The organism is Mycolicibacterium helvum (assembly GCF_010731895.1).
GTDB classification, from domain to species: domain Bacteria; phylum Actinomycetota; class Actinomycetes; order Mycobacteriales; family Mycobacteriaceae; genus Mycobacterium; species Mycobacterium helvum.
The window spans coordinates 3083869-3099750 of record NZ_AP022596.1 but is presented as its reverse complement, the minus strand read 5'-3'; the positions used below and the strand labels follow the sequence as shown (position 1 = coordinate 3099750).

Below are 15882 nucleotides of genomic sequence, written 5' to 3'. Positions count from 1 at the left end.
GCGTCAGCCTAACGGCCGCTGAAGGGGCGCGACTGTGCTGGGATCAAGCGATGAGATCGCGGTTCCTGCCCTACGCCACCACCCCAGGCCGGCTTATCGCGCAGTTGTTCAGTGACCTGCTGGTCGCGTCATGGATCACCGTGTGGGTGCTCGTCGGGCTGGCAGTGCATACCGCGGTCGCGACGATCGCCGAGGTCGGCCGCCAGGTCAAGGACGGCGCGACCGGGATTTCCGACAATCTGCACTCGGCCGGCGACAGCGTCCACGGCGTCCCGCTGATCGGCGACAGCATGTCCAAACCGCTGCAGGCGGCCAGTGAAGCGGCCCTGGACCTGGCCGGCGCCGGGCACAAACTGGACAGCACGGCCTCCTGGCTGGCGGTTCTGCTGGGCATCGCGGTGGCCGCGCCGCCGATTCTGGCGATCGGGATGCCGTGGCTGTTCCTGCGCATCCGGTTCTTCCGCCGCAAGTGGACGGTGATCGCGCTGGCCCGAACGTCGGCCGGCGAACAGCTGTTGGCGCTGCGCGCACTGGCCAACCGGCCACTGCGCAAGCTGACCCAGGTCAGCCCCGATCCTGTCGGGGCGTGGCGGCGCGAGGATCCGCTGGCGGTTCGCGGGCTGGCCGCATTGGAGCTGCACTCGGCCGGTGTGGCCGTCCCCCGCTACTGGCTGAATCGTGCGCGCTGACGGGCGTCAGTGCCCACCAGAGATTCAGTGCCTACCAGAGATGCAGAACTCGTTACCGTCGATATCGGCCAGGGTGGTCCAGGTGAAGGTGCCCGGCAGCTGCCGGTCCTCGATCTTGTTGGCACCGTTGGCGACAAGCCGATCGACGATCGCCGGGTACTCGGGCGACACCAGATCCAGGTGCATTCGGTTCTTTCCCGGAGTTGGGCTGTCGACCTTCTGGAACGCCAGATACGGCACCCCCTCGCCCAGGGAGACGACCACGAAGTACCCGTCGTTTTCCTCGATGATCGAGCCGTCGAGCTGAGTTGCCCACCACCTGGCCAACCGAAGTGGGTCGGTGGTGTCCAGCGTGATCATCGCCAGTGCAGTAGCCATGCCGATAACGTAGCGCTCCGTTTCCAGTGGACTTACGACGGCTCGAGCGCTGCGCGGTCAGGGTCGTTCGCGATCGAGGTCGGCGGGGGCTAGCGTCCGCAGCCGCGGCTGACTACGACTACATCGTGATCGGTGCCGGATCTGCGGGCTGCGCATTGGCCGGCCGATGAGCGTGTTCGATGCCCACTTCTTCGGCAGCGACTTACCGTCCACGCGCGCGGCGATTCCGTTCCAGGGCAGCGATATCGACCGCATCGCTGATGCCGTCGGCGCTGAACACGTCGATGCTGTCCTCGAGGGCAATGCGCGCCGTTTCGATCGACTCATCGAACAGATCGGTTAGAGTCCGGGTCGTGCCAGAGCTCATCGATACCGTCGCTGTGGTCACTGGCGCGGCCCGTGGCCAGGGCAGGAGCCATGCCGTGGCACTGGCCGCCGAGGGCGCCGACATCATCGCCATCGACCGCTGCGCCGACATCGACTCGATCCCTTATCCGCTGGCGACCAAGGAGGATCTCGACGAGACCGTCCGGCTGGTCGAGGCGCAGGGCCGTCGAGTTGTGCCGGTGGTCGCCGATGTCCGCGACCTTGCCGCCCTGCGGGCCGCTGTGCAGGGCGGTGTGGACGCACTGGGCGATATCGACATTGTCGTGGCCAACGCCGGGGTGGTCGCGATCGGCCTCAAGGATCCGCTCGACGAGCAGCTCTACCGCGACATCGTTGAAACCAATCTGGGCGGTGTCTGGCACACCATTGCGGCCACGGTGCCCTCGATCATCCGCAAAGGGCGCGGCGGTTCCATCATCCTGACCAGCTCCGCGCAGGGGCTGGTCGGAAAGGGCGGCGATGGCAGTGCGGCGATGTTCGCCTACGCCGCGGCCAAGCATGGCGTGGTCGGCCTGATGCGCTCAGCGGCCAACGCCTATGCCCAGCACAGCATCCGGGTCAACACCGTGCACCCCAGTGGGGTCGGCACTCCGATGATCCTCAACGACCACACCATCCGGACCTTCCAGGAGAACCCCAACGGCGCCGCGCTGTCGGCCAATCTGCTGCCAGTCCCCTTTGTGGAGGCCGAGGACGTCACCAATGTCGTCGTGTTTCTGGCCAGCCCGAAGGCGCGCTATATCACCGGCGTCGCGCTGCCGGTCGATGCCGGCCACGCGGTGATGTGACCGCAGCGAGAACCTCGGACGGCGGGCTGCTACAGGATCGCACCCGGGGTGTACTTGGCGGCGTCAGGGTAGGCACTGACCAGCTCCTCCACCGCGGCGACCACCTGGTCGACCTGACTCGCCGCCGCCCCAGTGAAGGCCTGCTTGTCGGCCAGTGCGGCGTCCAGCGCCGCCCGGTCCAGTGGCAGTCGCTCGTCGGCCGCCAACCGGTCCAGAAGGTCTGGTTCCAAACCCTTTTCGCGCATCGCCAGCGCGACCGCGACCGCGTGTTCCTTGATCACCTCGTGGGCGGTTTCCCGCCCAACCCCGGCCCGCACCGCGGCGATCAGTATTCGGGTGGTCGCCAGGAACGGTAGGTAGCGATCCAGCTCGCGCTGGATCACCGCGGGATAGGCACCGAACTCGTCGAGCACCGTCAGGAATGTCTCGATCTGTCCATCGATGGCGAAGAACGCATCCGGCAGCGCCACCCGGCGCACCACCGAGCAGAAGACGTCGCCCTCATTCCATTGCGCGCCAGCCAGTTCCGCGGTCATCGAGGCATAGCCGCGCAGCACTACCTGCAAACCGTTGACTCGCTCGCAGCTGCGGGTGTTCATCTTGTGCGGCATCGCCGACGAGCCGACCTGCCCCGGCGCGAATCCTTCGGTCACCAGTTCGTGACCGGCCATCAGCCGCACGGTGTGTGCGAACGACGACGGACCGGCTCCCAGCTGAACGAGCGCCGAGAGAACGTCGTGATCCAGCGACCGGGGGTAGACCTGCCCGACGCTGCTGAAAACGGCGTTGAAACCTAGGAATTCGGCGATGCGGCGTTCCAGCTCCGCCAGCCGGGCGGCATCGCCGTCGAACAGATCCAGCATGTCCTGTGCGGTGCCCATCGGGCCTTTGATGCCGCGCAGCGGGTAGCGATCGATCAGTTCGGCGATGCGCTGCAACGCAATCAGCGTCTCCTCGGCGGCCGACGCGAACCGCTTACCCAAGGTGGTGGCCTGCGCGGCGACGTTGTGGCTACGTCCAGCCATCACCAGGTCTCGATAGTGCACCGCACTTTCGGCAAGCCGCGCCACGACGGCCACGCCGTGGGCGTGCACGAGTTGCAGCGACCGGCGGATCTGCAGTTGCTCGACATTCTCGGTGAGGTCGCGGCTGGTCATGCCCTTGTGCACGTGTTCGTGGCCGGCCAGCGCGTTGAATTCCTCGATGCGGGCCTTGACATCGTGGCGAGTGACACGTTCCCGCGCAGCGATCGACGCCAGATCGACCTGTTCGAGCACTCGTTCGTAGTCCTCGAGAACACCATCGGGAACGGCCACGCCGAGTTCGGACTGCGCGCGCAGCACCGCGAGCCAGAGCTTGCGTTCGGCGACGATCTTGGCTTCGGGCGACCAGATCGCGACCATCTCCGCGCTGGCGTAGCGGCCGGCAAGGACATTAGGGATCGTCACAACGCATTAGCTTACGGCCCGGGTACGGCAAGCTAGACGGATGCACTTTGTCGGCCTGGACCTGGCCTGGGGTGAACGCAAGCCCACCGGAGTCGCGGTGCTCGACGCCGACGGCCGGCTTGTTCATATCGCCACCGCCCAAGACGATTCGAGCATCCTCGCGCACGTGCAGCCTTATGTCGACGGACCCTGTCTGGTCGCCATCGATGCCCCGCTTGTGGTGACGAACCCGGCCGGCCAGCGGAGTTGTGAAACGGAATTGAACCGCGACTTCGCCAAGTTCGAGGCCGGCGCGCACCCGTCGAACACGGGAAAGCCCGAATTCGCCGGCATACCGCGCGGCGCGCGGATCGCCGAAGCGCTCGGGTTGGACATGGACCCGCAATCGCGGGCGTCGCGGCGGGCCATCGAGGTCTACCCACATCCGGCCACGGTGGTGCTGTTCCGGCTCGGCCGCACGCTGAAATACAAGAACAAGCAGGGCCGCGACTTCACCCAACTGCGTACCGAACTGCTGCGGCTGATGGACGAGATCGAAAGGCTTGCACAGGCCGCGGTGCCGCTTCGAGTCGGCGATCACCCGGAATGGATCGCCATGCGCGGCGCCGTCGAGGGCGCGCAGCGCAAGAGCGACCTCCGCCGTGCCGAGGATCCGGTCGACGCGGTGGTGTGCGCCTACGTCGGGCTCTACGCGACGCGGCGGCCCGCGTCGGTGACCACCTATGGCGACTTCACAGGCGGCTACATCGTGACGCCGACGCTGCCGACAGACCTGACGCCGGCGCCGCCGGAGCCGACACCCGGTGTGGTCAGCGACGCCGTCGCCCGCTATGCCGAGCAGCGACCCGCCCTGATCGCCACCACCGAGCACTACCTCGCATTGGTGAAGCGCCTGCTGGACGACGCGGGCATCAACTACCTGAGCGTGACGGCCCGCACCAAGAGCGTCGCGTCGTTCGCGGCCAAGGCCGATCGCAGCAGCCACGGGCAGCGGCTCTACACCGACCCGTCGACGCAGATCACCGACCAGGTCGGCGTGCGGGTCATCACCTACCTGCGCGAGGACGTCACCGCGGTCGGCACGGTGCTGTCGCAGGAATTTGAGGTCCTGGCCGACCTCGACATGGGACAGGTGACCGCTCGCCAGGGCCGTTGGGGCTACGCGAGCCGGCACCTGCTGGTCGCGATCGACGGTGAGATACAGCCAGCATCGGTTCAGGTGCGCACCGTCCTGCAACACGCGTGGGCGGAGTTCGAACACGACATCCGGTACAAGGGCACCGTTCCCGAGCAGGACGCACCCGAGCTCGACCGCCGATTCACGCTGGCGGCGGGACTGCTCGAGTTGGCCGACCGGGAGTTCACCGAGATCCGGGACCGACTCCGGACGTCGATGGCCGACGACCACACCCCGACCGTCACGGGCACAGGCATCGCGACGCCGGTGCTGGCCACCTATCTGGGGCACCGCTTCCCCGAAGCGGGGTGGTCGCGCACCGAGCATTACGCCTGGATCTCCGACCTGCTCGGCGAGCTGGGCATCTTGACCCTGGACGCCCTCGAGGAACTGCTGACCAACCTCGATACCGACGCCGTCAACGAGAAAATGGACTACCGGTTCCCGGCGGGCGCAGTGCGCCGCTTGGACGATGCCCTGCTGGCCGCTTTCGCCGACCGGTATGTCGGGCTGGCGGGCAACGCACATCGGGTGGCGCTGCTGCAGACCCGCCTGAAACGGTTGCAGCCCGGCCCTGGCTAGGCCCGCAGGCCCGGCCACGCTTCCGATGTGCCGGTCAGCCGACTGACCTGCTCCAGGAAGCGGCGCACCTTCACCGGATTTTCGTGGCGTTGCCAGCCGAACGTCGTCGGCCGTTGGCTGCGGTCATGCCAGAAGTGCCCCGCCTTGGATTCCGGGCGGGTGGCCACCAGCCACACCGCGGTGTCGGCACCATCGGTCACATCGCGCAGCAGCGGCTTGGTGACGGCGCGAAAGCGCGGCAAGTACTCGGCCACCCCCGGGGTGTCGACCCAGCCGGGGTGCATGCTCTCGACCCGGATGTCAGTCCCGGCCAACCGGCGCGCCCACGAATCCGCCAGCACCACTTGCATCTTCTTGGTCCGCGCATAGATCCGCACCCCGTTGTAGCCGCGCCGGGACTCCAGATCGTCGACCACCAACGGCGAGCCGTACATGCCGCCGGAAGACACAAATACCACCGAGGCTCCGCCGGCGGCCCGCAGCAGCGGCAGGAGTCGTTCGGTGATCAGGTGCGGGCCCAGGACGTGGGTGGCCAGCTGCACCTCATGGCCCTCACGCGTCAGAGTGCGGTCCTTGGGCATCAGCCCGGCGTTGTGCACCAGGCCGTTGAGGGCGGGCACCCGGTCGGCGAAGTCGGCCGTCCATTCCCGAACCGCGTCGAGGTCGGAGACGTCGCAGACTTCCGTCACGAGGTGGGCGTCGACAACCGAGTCACCGATCATGGCCGCAGCGCGATCCACCTTGCCGGTATTGCGGCCCAGCAGGTGGACGGTGGCGCCCAATGCGGCAAAGGAGTGCGCCATCGCCAGGCCGATTCCCGCGGTCGCGCCGGTGATCAGCACCCGTTTCCCCAGGAGTGCCTGCGGCCCCGCGTCAGGCGCCCACCAGCGCCGGCGCAATCCCGACCCGATCTTGGTGTAGCCGACGATCAACGCCCGGTCCAGCACGCCGTCCAGCAGTTCCACGGCCGGCCGGGCGAGCCCGGAGAAATCCATGTCTACGAACGTAACCGCTTACACCCGGACAGTGCGCTCGTCGATCGGCGCCAACACATCGATCACATTCATCAGCGTGGCCCTGGCCAGCTCGCGCGGGCCGTCTCCGTCGCTGACCAGTGCCGAGACCACCGCGCCGTCGACCGCATTGACCAGCGCGGTCACCACGTCGATCCGCATATTGCGTCCCGAGCGGCCGATCGCCTCCACCACGGCGTCGACCCGCTGCTGCAGCAGGCGACACTGGATTTCCCGGAGTTCGGGCTGGCGGGCGCAGGCGATGTAGCGCTCGTAGCGGGAAATCAGTTCTTCGCTGCTGGCCTCGCCGTCCGCGTCACCGACCAACAGGTCGACCAGCACATCGGCGGTCGCCTCGGCGCCGCGCCGCCGGCGCGGTAGCGCGTCGACCCGGGCGCGCAGCTGCGCGGTCTCGACGGCGCAGATGTACTCGACGGCCTTGTGCACCAGATCGTCGAGTGACGAGAAGTAATAGGTGGTCGAGGCCAACGGCAGACCCGCGCGACGCGCCACCGCACGATGGCGCACGGCCTCGAATCCGGCTTCGCGCAGCAGCTCGGCGGCAGCGCTGATCAGCGCATACCGTCGTCGTTCCCCCTTGGGGGTCATCGCTGCCGTCACGTTCAGCAATGCTGCCAGCAGCGTCGAGCCGGCATCACTCTTTCAGAAGAATCATTAACCTGGCTTTGACCTGCCACTAGGCTTGATCGCCCACGATGGCATGATGAGCCGAATGGCGAACCTGAGCCGTCGCGCTGTTCTGCGACTTGGCGCCGGAGCCGTCGTAGGCGCCGCGGGTGCCTCGGCCGCCTGCCGAATGCTGGAATCCACCGCGCACCTCCTGGGGCCGGATATCGCGATGGCCGGTGTCGGCGCGCCATTGCTGCCGCCGGCCCCGCTGGAGCCGACACCGGCGGGTGCCCCCGCTCCCACGATGGTCACCGGCTCGTTCGTGTCGGCCGCGCGCGGCGGCGTCAACACCAACTGGGCCATCGCCCGCCCGCCCGGACAGACTGCGCCCCTGCGCCCGGTGATCGCGCTGCACGGCAAGGGCCAGGACGCGGCGGGCGTGATGGCCGGCGGGGTCGAGCAAGGCCTGGCCCAGGCCGTGGCGGCCGGGCTACCACCGTTCGCGGTGGTCGCCGTGGATGGTGGCGGCAGCTACTGGCACAAGCGCGCGTCCGGCGAAGACTCCGGGGCGATGGTCCTCGACGAACTGATCCCGATGCTCGGCGGTCAGGGCCTGGACACCTCGCGGGTCGCCTTCCTCGGGTGGTCGATGGGCGGTTACGGCGCACTGCTGCTGGGCGCCCGTCTCGGTCCGGGCCGCACCGCGGCGATCACCGCGGTCAGCCCGGCGCTGTGGCTGTCGTCGGGCGCCGCGGCACCCGGCGCGTTCGACGGTCCCGACGACTTCGCGGCCAACAGTGTCTTCGGCCTGCCCGCGCTGGCGTCGATCCCGATCCGGATCGACTGCGGCAACAGCGACCCGTTCTACGCGGCGACCAAACAGTTCATCGCCCAGCTGCCCCATCCCCCTGCCGGCGGCTTCTCGCCGGGCGGGCACGACGGCGGCTACTGGAGCTCGCAACTCCCCGGCGAGCTGACCTGGATGGCCCCCTTGCTGACGGCTTAGACCACGTTGACGGTGTCGAGAAACACTTCCGCGTAGTCGGCGTCGCCACTGATCCGCACGTCGCGATCACGCCAGCCGACCCGTTGAGTCCCCCACTCCGGAAACTCACACGCCACACCGGTGATCTGTGCGACCGATCCATTCGGCGAGCCCGGTGTGACCGAGCCGTCGGGCGCGACGCGCCAGGTGCCGCCGCCAGGCCCGGTCAACGTGATCGCCAGGGGTCGGTCCAGCCACGCCGGCGCCGCCGTGCGCATCTGGTTCGACAGCACCGCCATCATCCATTCCAGGACGACGGACATCCGGTTGGCGTCGGTGCCTGGCGCGGGCCGCCCCAACGCCGGCGCCATGTCGTGACGAAGGTGGGTGTGGTGGTCGAAGACCATCGCGCTGGACAGCAGCTGGACCGGGAATCGGCCCAGTTCAGCCAGCGGCATCCGGACCCGGCCAAGCGGGCTGCCGCCGACGAGCGGGAACACGACGGCGACCACACCGCTCCACCGGCGGTACTCGGCGAGGACTTGTGACACCGGCCAGTCCCGCCGGGTGTCGACCATCAGATCGTTGGCGTTCTCGATGTCGTTGCCCCGCATGAACTTCACCGCACCAAGGCTGAACGGCGCGCGGCAGCCGGTGCCCATGTGGGCGAGGACATCCTGGATGCGCCAGCCCTGGGCACGGCTGTCCATCCGCCACTCGACGGGATCGAGACCGCCGCAGAAGGCCAGCATGTCGGCACGCTCGGCCGTGAACGCCGCCCGGCGGTCCGGTGCCACGTCGGCCATGATTGTCTCCCGTTCTAGAATTGTCTACAGTCGCTGTTACTGTCAGCCATTCGATAAGCCTTTCGGAAGCGCCACCGAGGAGATCATGACCGTCGACAGCCTGCCGCTATCTCCCCGGCCTTACCACCCGCTGGACATTTCGGCACCGAACTTCTGGACCGCCGACTTGGCCACCCGCGACCATACATTCGCGCGGCTGCGCGCCGCCGACGGGCTGTCCTGGCATGCGCCGGTGTCTTCGGTCTTCCCACACACAGAGACCGGCTACTGGGCCATCACCCGCCACGCCGACATCAAGTACGTCAGCCAACACACCGAGATCTTCAGCTCGGCACTGGGCATGAGCGTCGACCCCCTCCCTGCCGAGGTGCAGCAGGCCACCAGTTTCTTCCTGGCCATGGACCCGCCGGAGCACACCGTGTATCGGCGCCTGATCAGCGCCGCGTTCACGCCGAAGCAGGTTCGCCGCATCGAGGCCCAGATTCAGGCCAATGCCGCCGATATCGTCGACCGGCTGATCGAAAAGCTTTGCGACGGTGCGGAAATCGACTTCGTCACCGAGTGTTCGGCCAAGCTCCCGATGCGGACCGTCTCGGACATGATCGGCATCGCCCCCGCCGATCAGGAGGCTGTCGCGTATGCGGCCGAGAGTCTGTTCAGCGCCACCGACGACGACTACGCCAGTTTCACCGAACGCGCCACTCACGCGCTGACCCAGATCGGCATCCTGACCAGCTCGGGTATCGAGCTGGCCCAGCTGCGCCGCCGCGAACCACACGACGATCTGATGACCAATATCGTCAACGCCGAGGTGGACGGCCACCAGCTCACCGACATCCAGATCGGGTCGTTCATGGTGCTGCTGGGCGCCGCCGGCAACGACACCACCAAGCAGACCACCTCGCACGCGTTCAAGGCGCTGGCCGACAATCCAGACCAGAAGGCTTGGCTGCTCGAGGATTTCGACGCACACATCGGTCCGGCCGCCGAGGAGTTCATCCGCTGGGCAACCCCCGTGCTCAACTTCGCCCGGCATGCCACGGTCGACACCGAGGTGGCCGGCACCACGATCAAGGCCGGCGAGAAGGTCGCGCTGTTCTACTGTTCGGCCAACCGCGACGAAGCAGTGTTCGACCGCCCGGGCGAGTTCGACATCACCCGATCACCCAACCCACACTTCGGTTTCGGCGGCGGTGGACCACACTTCTGCCTCGGCGCCAATCTGGCCAGGACCGAGCTACGGCACTTGTTCCACCAGCTGCTCACCCGGCTACCGGAGGTCGAGGTCGGCGAGCCGGAATACCTGCACAGCAACGTCATTCACGGCGTGAAGCGGTTGCCCGTCAAGCTAGCGTGACCCGCCCTTGCGCTGCCGCCAGGGCAATATCGGTGCGGAAATGGCTGCCGGGCAAGCGAATCGCTGCCGCCGTTCGGTAGGCGACTTCGCGCGCAGCGACCAGGTCGGTGCCAGTGCCCACGACCGAGAGCACCCGTCCACCAGACGAAATGACGGCGCCATCGTCACGCCGGGCGGTGCCGGCATGAAGGACACCATCGACCTCCGAACCGGTGATCACGTCACCGAGCCGCGGGCGGCCCGGATAGTTCTCGGCGGCCACCACGACGGCGACGGCGTACCCATCGCGCCAGTTCAGTGGGCCGAAGTCGGCGAGCGTTCCGGTAGCCGTGGCGTGCAGCAGCTGGCCCAGCGGGGATTCGAGCAGCGCCAGCACAGCTTGGGTCTCGGGATCCCCGAACCGGCAGTTGAATTCGACTACCGCGGGGCCGGAAGACGTCATCGCCAACCCCGCATACAACAGGCCGGAGAACGGGCAACCACGCCGAACAAGCTCGGCGGCAACGGGTTCGACGACACCGCTGACTATGGCGGCCGTCGCTTCCGCAGGTAGCCACGGCAGCGGCGAATACGCGCCCATACCACCGGTATTGGGTCCGGCGTCGTTGTCACCGACCCGCTTGAAGTCCTGGGCTGGCAGCAGTGGGACCACGGTCGCACCGTCGACCAGACAGAACAGCGATACCTCGGGCCCGTCGAGGAAGGACTCCAGCAGTACCGGATGCCCGGAGTCCAGCAACGACGCGGCATGCGCGCGAGCTACATCACGGTCGGCGGTCACCACCACGCCCTTGCCCGCGGCCAGCCCGTCGTCCTTGACCACCCACGCAGGTTGACCGACCGCCGGCCCGAAGCGGTTCAGCGCGGCGTCAAGACGGGCCGGGTTGTCGACCGTCTCGCTGCCGGCGGTGAGCACACCGGCGGCGGCCATCACGTCCTTGGCGAACGCCTTGGAGCCTTCGATTCGGGCGGCATCCTTCGACGGGCCGAAGCAGGCGATGCCTGCCGCGCGCACCGCGTCGGCCACCCCGAGAACCAGCGGCACCTCGGGGCCGATGATCACCAGGTCGACCGCGAGCTGTCGGGCCAATGCGGTGACAGCTTCGGCAGAGGTGACGTCGACATCGTGCTGCTCAGCAACCGCCGAGGTGCCGGCGTTGCCGGGCGCGACGGCCAGGAAGTCGACGCAGGCGTCTTGGCGCAGGCCCAGTAGCAGGGCATGTTCGCGGGCACCAGATCCGATCACGAGGACGCGCACAGGTTCACACCCTATCGCTCACCGCTGCTACCAGGTGTCGACGAACCGCCTTAACGGCGGGAGTTCGCCGCGCGCCGTCGCGGCGGTCAGCGTCGCGGCGATCACGCCACGGGTCTGCGCCGGGTCGATGACGTCGTCGACCTCGAACATCTGCGCGGCGTTGAGCGCTTTGGCGTTCTCCTCCAGGGCCGCAGTCGCCTCCCGGACCAGCTGTTCGCGCTCGGCCTCGTCTTCGATGGCTTCCAGCTCCTTGCGCATGCCCAGGCGCACCGCACCCTCGAGCCCCATCGGGCCGAGGTGTGCGCCGGGCCAAGCCACGGTCAGCAGTGGTTCGTGCAGGCTGCCCCCGGCCATCGCTTGCGCGCCCAGCCCGTAGCCGCGCCGCAGTATCACCGCCACCAGCGGCACCCGAATCGCGGCACCCGCGACCAGCATCCGGGAGGCGCGCCGAACCAGCGCCTCGGCCTCGGCGGCCGGGCCGACCATGTAGCCGGGGCAGTCGATGAGGGAGACAACGGGAAGACCGAAGGTGTCGCACAGCTGCAGGAAGCGCGCTGCCTTGTCGGCGGCCGCCGCAGTGATCGCGCCTGCCATGACCATCGTGTTGTTGGCGATGACGCCTACCGGACGGCCCTCGATCCGGGCCAGCGCGGTAACCATCTCCGGGGCGAACTTCTCCCGCAGGAAGGTGACCGAGTCGAGGTCGGCGAGGGTCTCGATGATCGGTGCGATCGGGTAGGCACGCCGGGCTCGTTCAGGAATGACTGTGCGCAACGAGGTTTGGTCCGCAGCCGGGCCGGGCGCTGAGGGGCCATGGAAGTACCCGATCAGGCGCTTGGTGACGGCCACGGCCTCGGCTTCGTCGGCCACGACGACGTCGACGACACCGTTGGGTGATTGCACCGAGATCGGGCCGACGGCGTCGGGCGCGACATCGCCGAGTCCGCCCCCGGTGATCATCGCCGGCCCGCCCATGCCGATCGAGGTGTCGGCGGTGGCCACGATCAGATCTGAGCAACCGGCGATGACCGCGTTGCCGGCGAAGCAGCGCCCCTTGACGACCGCGATGCGCGGCACCACTCCGGAGAGCGCCGCCCACAATTTGAAGGCCCGCGTCTGCAGCGACGACACCGTGGGGTAGTCGGTGTCGCCGGGCCGGCCGCCACCGCCCTCGGCGAAGAAGACGGTGGGCAGTCGCATCCGCTCGATGAGCTCGAAGAGCCGGTCCTTCTTGCGGTGCCCGAACTCACCCTGAGTGCCGGCCAGCACCGTGTAGTCGTAGGACAGCACCGCACACGCGTGACCGTTGATCGTCGCCGTTCCGGCGATCAGCCCGTCGGCCGGCGTCCGAGCGATCAAGTCGTCGAGGTCGCGACGGCGGCGCTGGGCGGCGATCGTGAATCGCCCGTACTCGACGAAGGAATCCGCATCGACCAGGTCGGCGATGTTCTCCCGGGCCATGCGGCCGCCCGCGGCATGCCTGCGCGCCACCGCGCCGGGGCGCGCGGCGTCCTCGGTCAACGCACGCCGGCGTAGAAGTTCCGCGAGGTCGGGGGGAAAAGTCATCCACCGAAAGTAGCGGGCATACACTCAACTTCACAGTGTATGGTCAATGCCAAGGTGCGCTACATCACATGAACAGCGAGGGAGACCATGACCACCGCGAGCGTGTGCCCGTTTGGAGCGGGCTTCGACTTCACCGACCCTGACCTGATCAAAGAGGGCATGCCCGTCGCCCAGTTCGCGCAGCTCCGCCAGACCGCACCGGTGTGGTGGAACGAGCAGGCCCCGGGCAGCACCGTCTTCGACGACGGCGGCTATTGGGTGATCAGCAAGCACCGCGACATCCGCGACATCTCCCGCGACAGCCACCTGTGGTCGACCAACGCCCAAGGCGTGGTGATGCGCTTCGCCGACGACATGACCAAAGACCAGGTGGAGATCACCAAGGCGCTGCTGATCAACCACGACGCACCCGAACACACCCGGCTGCGCAAGCTGGTCTCGCGGCTGTTCACCCCACGCGCGGTGGCCAAGCTCGAGGAGAAGCTGGCCGATGCCGCCCGCGACATCGTGGCCGCGGCCGCAGCCAAGGACACCGGGGATTTCGTCGACGACATCGCGATGCAGCTGCCGCTGCTGGCGATCGCCGACCTGCTCGGCGTGCCGGAAGCCGATCGCCAGAAGCTCTTTCACTGGACCAACAGCATCATGAACACCGACGATCCGGACTTCAACGACGTCGACCCGATCGTCGCCAACGCCGAGCTGATGGGCTACGCCTACTCGATGGCCGAGGAGCGCAGGAAGTGCCCGGCCGACGACATCGTCACTCGGTTGGTAGAGGCCGATATCGATGGTGAGGCCTTGAGCGAGGTCGAGTTCGCGTTCTTCGTGATCCTGCTCGCGGTGGCCGGCAACGAAACCACCCGCAACGCCATGACCCACGGGATGAACGCCTTCTTCGAAAACCCGGATCAGTGGGAGCTTTTCAAGCGCGAGCGGCCCGAGACCACCGCCGATGAGATCGTCCGCTGGGCCACCCCGGTGCACTGCTTCCAGCGCACCGCGCTGCAGGACGTCGAAATCGGCGGCGTCACGATCCGCGAGGGCCAGCGTGCGGGCCTGTTCTACAGCTCGGCGAACTACGACGAGGACGTCTTCGACGCCCCGTTCCAGTTCAACATCCTGCGCGACCCGAACCCGCACCTCGGGTTCGGCGGCAACGGCGCGCACTTCTGCATCGGGGCCAACCTCGCGCGCATGGAGATCAAGCTGATCTTCAACGAGATCGCCAATCAGATCCCGGATATCAGCAAGCTCGGTGAGCCGGAGCGGCTGCGGTCGGGCTGGCTCAACGGGGTCAAAGAACTGCCCGTCGCGTACCACTAGCGCAACGGCCCCGATAACATCCCGGGTCATGGGCTATCCGGGCTATCCGCCACCGCCCGCCACGCCGCCGCGGTCGGCGGCCGACCTGACGATCTCGATCATCCTGATGGTGTTGACGGTGTTAATGGGCGCGTGCGGAGCCTTTCTCGGCCTATTCATGCTCGCTTTCCTGGACTACTGCCCGCCCGCCACGTGCAGCGTCGAGGGGGCCGTCACCTCGGTGCTGAGCGCGGTGGCCATCGCCGCGCTGGTGGTGGTGGCCGGCAGCATCGTCACCATTGTCGCGCTGGCCCGGCGCAAGCGGGCCTGGCCCTTCGCTGTTGGCACTCTTGTGCTGTGCCTCGCGGCGCTGTTCTTCGGTGGCGTGGCATTCTCCGTGGCAGTGGGCGGGTAGATCATGCGAACCCACGGCTGGTCGGGATCGGCGCCCGCCACCGACGAAGAGGCCGTCGCCCGGATCCTGGCCGCGGCGAACAAAGCCATCGACGCCCGCGGCGCAGACCTGAGCATCGCCGACGTCGCCCGCACCCTTGGGGTGACCCGTCAGACGGTGTATCGCTACTTCCCCAGCACCGACGCGCTGTTGCAGGCCGCGGCCATGGCGTCCGCGGCGGGATTCCTCGACCGGATGGCCAGCCACCTCTCCGGCATCACCGATCCGGCCGAGGCGGTGACAGAAGGTATTGCGGCCGCGGTGGAAGCGCTGCCGCACGACAAACATATGGGCCTACTGCTCGGGCCTGAGCGCGTCGGCGCGTTCAGTGCCGAGGTCACCTCGGATGTCGCGCTGGCGTTCGCCGGCTCGCTACTGCGCCGCTTCGATGTCGATTGGGCCGCACACGGATTCAGCGATAGCGATCTTGACGAGCTCGGCGAGCATCTGCTGCGGATCGTCCAGTCGTTCATGGTCGACCCGGGGCGGCCACCGCGACGCGGGGACGAACTGCGCCGGTATCTGCGCCGCTGGGTGGGTGGGGCGTTACTCGGCCTGGATCACCCGTCGACCAGCCCAAGCGGTTAGGGAGCCGGGGCGCCGTCCTGCAGCTGCGCATTGATCGGCGTCGCCGCGTGCCCGATGTTCTCGGCGAGCACAGGGCCGGGCCACATCATGGCGGCGAAGATCGCACATACCGACACCACCGGCGGGCAGAGCACCGTCACGGTCGTGTCGACGACCTTGACCAACTGCGAGACTTGGCGAACGATCCTGGCCTGCTTGGGCGCTGGTTCGGTCCACAGGCTGAGCATGGTCGGGGCAGTCCACGAGTCGGCAGTCCACGATTCATACGCGGTCATAGAAGTCATTGCCACTCCTGCCCTTGGATCGAGGCTCTAGCCCCTCGATTTCACTTTGGTAACACTGGTCCACAAATGTCACATTTGAGACACGACGCGATAACCGTTTGCGATCTGCCCGTTTCCTTACCGTTGTCTTACGGACCTCTTTGTTATGCGGGCGGGATTGCGCTGGCCATGCCGCGGGTGCTTACTT

The 15882-nt window shown here is 67.5% G+C and carries 17 protein-coding genes; 9 read left to right on the top strand and 8 right to left on the bottom strand.

What is annotated here, in order from left to right; translation table 11 throughout:
• Positions 1-50: 50 nt before the first annotated feature.
• Positions 51-689: a hypothetical protein gene (locus G6N38_RS14515; RefSeq protein WP_163748562.1), complete on the top strand. Its 639-nt coding sequence runs from the start codon at positions 51-53 to the stop codon at positions 687-689.
• A 24-nt stretch (positions 690-713) separates the two neighbouring features.
• On the opposite strand, the gene G6N38_RS14510 is transcribed toward G6N38_RS14515, so the two are convergent.
• A complete protein-coding gene (locus G6N38_RS14510) occupies positions 714-1067 on the bottom strand; it encodes a VOC family protein (RefSeq protein ID WP_163748560.1) in 354 nt (117 codons plus the stop codon).
• A 166-nt stretch (positions 1068-1233) separates the two neighbouring features.
• Between G6N38_RS14510 and G6N38_RS14505 the strand changes: the two genes are divergently transcribed.
• Entirely contained in the window at positions 1234-1410 is a 177-nt protein-coding gene (locus G6N38_RS14505) for a hypothetical protein (protein ID WP_179968525.1), read from the top strand.
• Between the two features lie 10 nt (positions 1411-1420).
• Positions 1421-2242 (top strand): mycofactocin-coupled SDR family oxidoreductase, encoded by an 822-nt coding sequence (locus tag G6N38_RS14500; RefSeq protein ID WP_163748558.1) that lies wholly within the window; start codon positions 1421-1423, stop codon positions 2240-2242.
• Positions 2243-2271: 29 nt separating this feature from the next.
• On the opposite strand, the gene purB is transcribed toward G6N38_RS14500, so the two are convergent.
• Positions 2272-3690, bottom strand: coding sequence for an adenylosuccinate lyase (gene purB / locus G6N38_RS14495; RefSeq protein WP_163748556.1), 1419 nt, complete (start codon positions 3688-3690; stop codon positions 2272-2274).
• Positions 3691-3730: 40 nt separating this feature from the next.
• On the opposite strand from purB, the gene relZ reads away from it, so the two are divergent.
• Positions 3731-5449 (top strand): bifunctional ribonuclease/(p)ppGpp synthase, encoded by a 1719-nt coding sequence (gene relZ, locus G6N38_RS14490; protein WP_163748554.1) that lies wholly within the window; start codon positions 3731-3733, stop codon positions 5447-5449.
• Here the strand turns inward: relZ and G6N38_RS14485 are convergent.
• Both G6N38_RS14485 and G6N38_RS14480 read right to left on the bottom strand, forming a co-directional pair.
• Positions 5446-6444 carry an SDR family NAD(P)-dependent oxidoreductase gene (locus G6N38_RS14485; protein WP_163748552.1) on the bottom strand — a complete coding sequence of 333 codons (999 nt, stop codon included), beginning with the start codon at positions 6442-6444 and terminating at the stop codon, positions 5446-5448. The genes relZ and G6N38_RS14485 overlap by 4 nt on opposite strands.
• An 18-nt stretch (positions 6445-6462) precedes the next feature.
• Positions 6463-7092, bottom strand: a complete 630-nt coding sequence (locus tag G6N38_RS14480) for a TetR/AcrR family transcriptional regulator (protein WP_163748550.1) — start codon at positions 7090-7092, stop codon at positions 6463-6465.
• 91 nt (positions 7093-7183) lie between these two features.
• Between G6N38_RS14480 and G6N38_RS14475 the strand changes: the two genes are divergently transcribed.
• A complete protein-coding gene (locus G6N38_RS14475; protein ID WP_163748549.1) occupies positions 7184-8098 on the top strand; it encodes an alpha/beta hydrolase in 915 nt (304 codons plus the stop codon).
• On the opposite strand, the gene G6N38_RS14470 is transcribed toward G6N38_RS14475, so the two are convergent.
• Complete coding sequence (locus G6N38_RS14470) at positions 8095-8883, bottom strand: maleylpyruvate isomerase N-terminal domain-containing protein (protein WP_163748547.1); 789 nt, start codon at positions 8881-8883, stop codon at positions 8095-8097. The two genes, G6N38_RS14475 and G6N38_RS14470, sit on opposite strands and share 4 nt — an antisense overlap.
• Before the next feature lie 85 nt (positions 8884-8968).
• On the opposite strand from G6N38_RS14470, the gene G6N38_RS14465 reads away from it, so the two are divergent.
• Entirely contained in the window at positions 8969-10240 is a 1272-nt protein-coding gene (locus tag G6N38_RS14465; RefSeq protein ID WP_163748544.1) for a cytochrome P450, read from the top strand.
• Here the strand turns inward: G6N38_RS14465 and purD are convergent.
• Together purD and G6N38_RS14455 are read right to left on the bottom strand one after the other, a co-directional pair.
• Positions 10227-11498, bottom strand: a complete 1272-nt coding sequence (gene purD, locus G6N38_RS14460; protein ID WP_163748542.1) for a phosphoribosylamine--glycine ligase — start codon at positions 11496-11498, stop codon at positions 10227-10229. The genes G6N38_RS14465 and purD overlap by 14 nt on opposite strands.
• 27 nt (positions 11499-11525) lie before the next feature.
• On the bottom strand, positions 11526-13064 hold the full coding sequence (locus G6N38_RS14455; protein WP_163748540.1) for an acyl-CoA carboxylase subunit beta: 1539 nt from the start codon (positions 13062-13064) through the stop codon (positions 11526-11528).
• Between the two features lie 87 nt (positions 13065-13151).
• Here G6N38_RS14455 and G6N38_RS14450 point away from each other — a divergent pair, with 87 nt between their 5' ends.
• From G6N38_RS14450 to G6N38_RS14440, 3 genes are read left to right on the top strand one after another with little or no spacing between them, the layout of a single operon-like run.
• Positions 13152-14390, top strand: a complete 1239-nt coding sequence (locus tag G6N38_RS14450; protein WP_163748539.1) for a cytochrome P450 — start codon at positions 13152-13154, stop codon at positions 14388-14390.
• A gap of 28 nt (positions 14391-14418) precedes the next feature.
• On the top strand, positions 14419-14784 hold the full coding sequence (locus tag G6N38_RS14445) for a hypothetical protein (protein ID WP_163748537.1): 366 nt from the start codon (positions 14419-14421) through the stop codon (positions 14782-14784).
• Between the two features lie 3 nt (positions 14785-14787).
• Positions 14788-15411, top strand: a complete 624-nt coding sequence (locus G6N38_RS14440) for a TetR/AcrR family transcriptional regulator (protein WP_163748536.1) — start codon at positions 14788-14790, stop codon at positions 15409-15411.
• Here G6N38_RS14440 and G6N38_RS14435 read toward each other — a convergent pair.
• Positions 15408-15695, bottom strand: a complete 288-nt coding sequence (locus G6N38_RS14435; RefSeq protein ID WP_163748533.1) for a hypothetical protein — start codon at positions 15693-15695, stop codon at positions 15408-15410. The genes G6N38_RS14440 and G6N38_RS14435 overlap by 4 nt on opposite strands.
• Positions 15696-15882 lie beyond the last annotated feature (187 nt).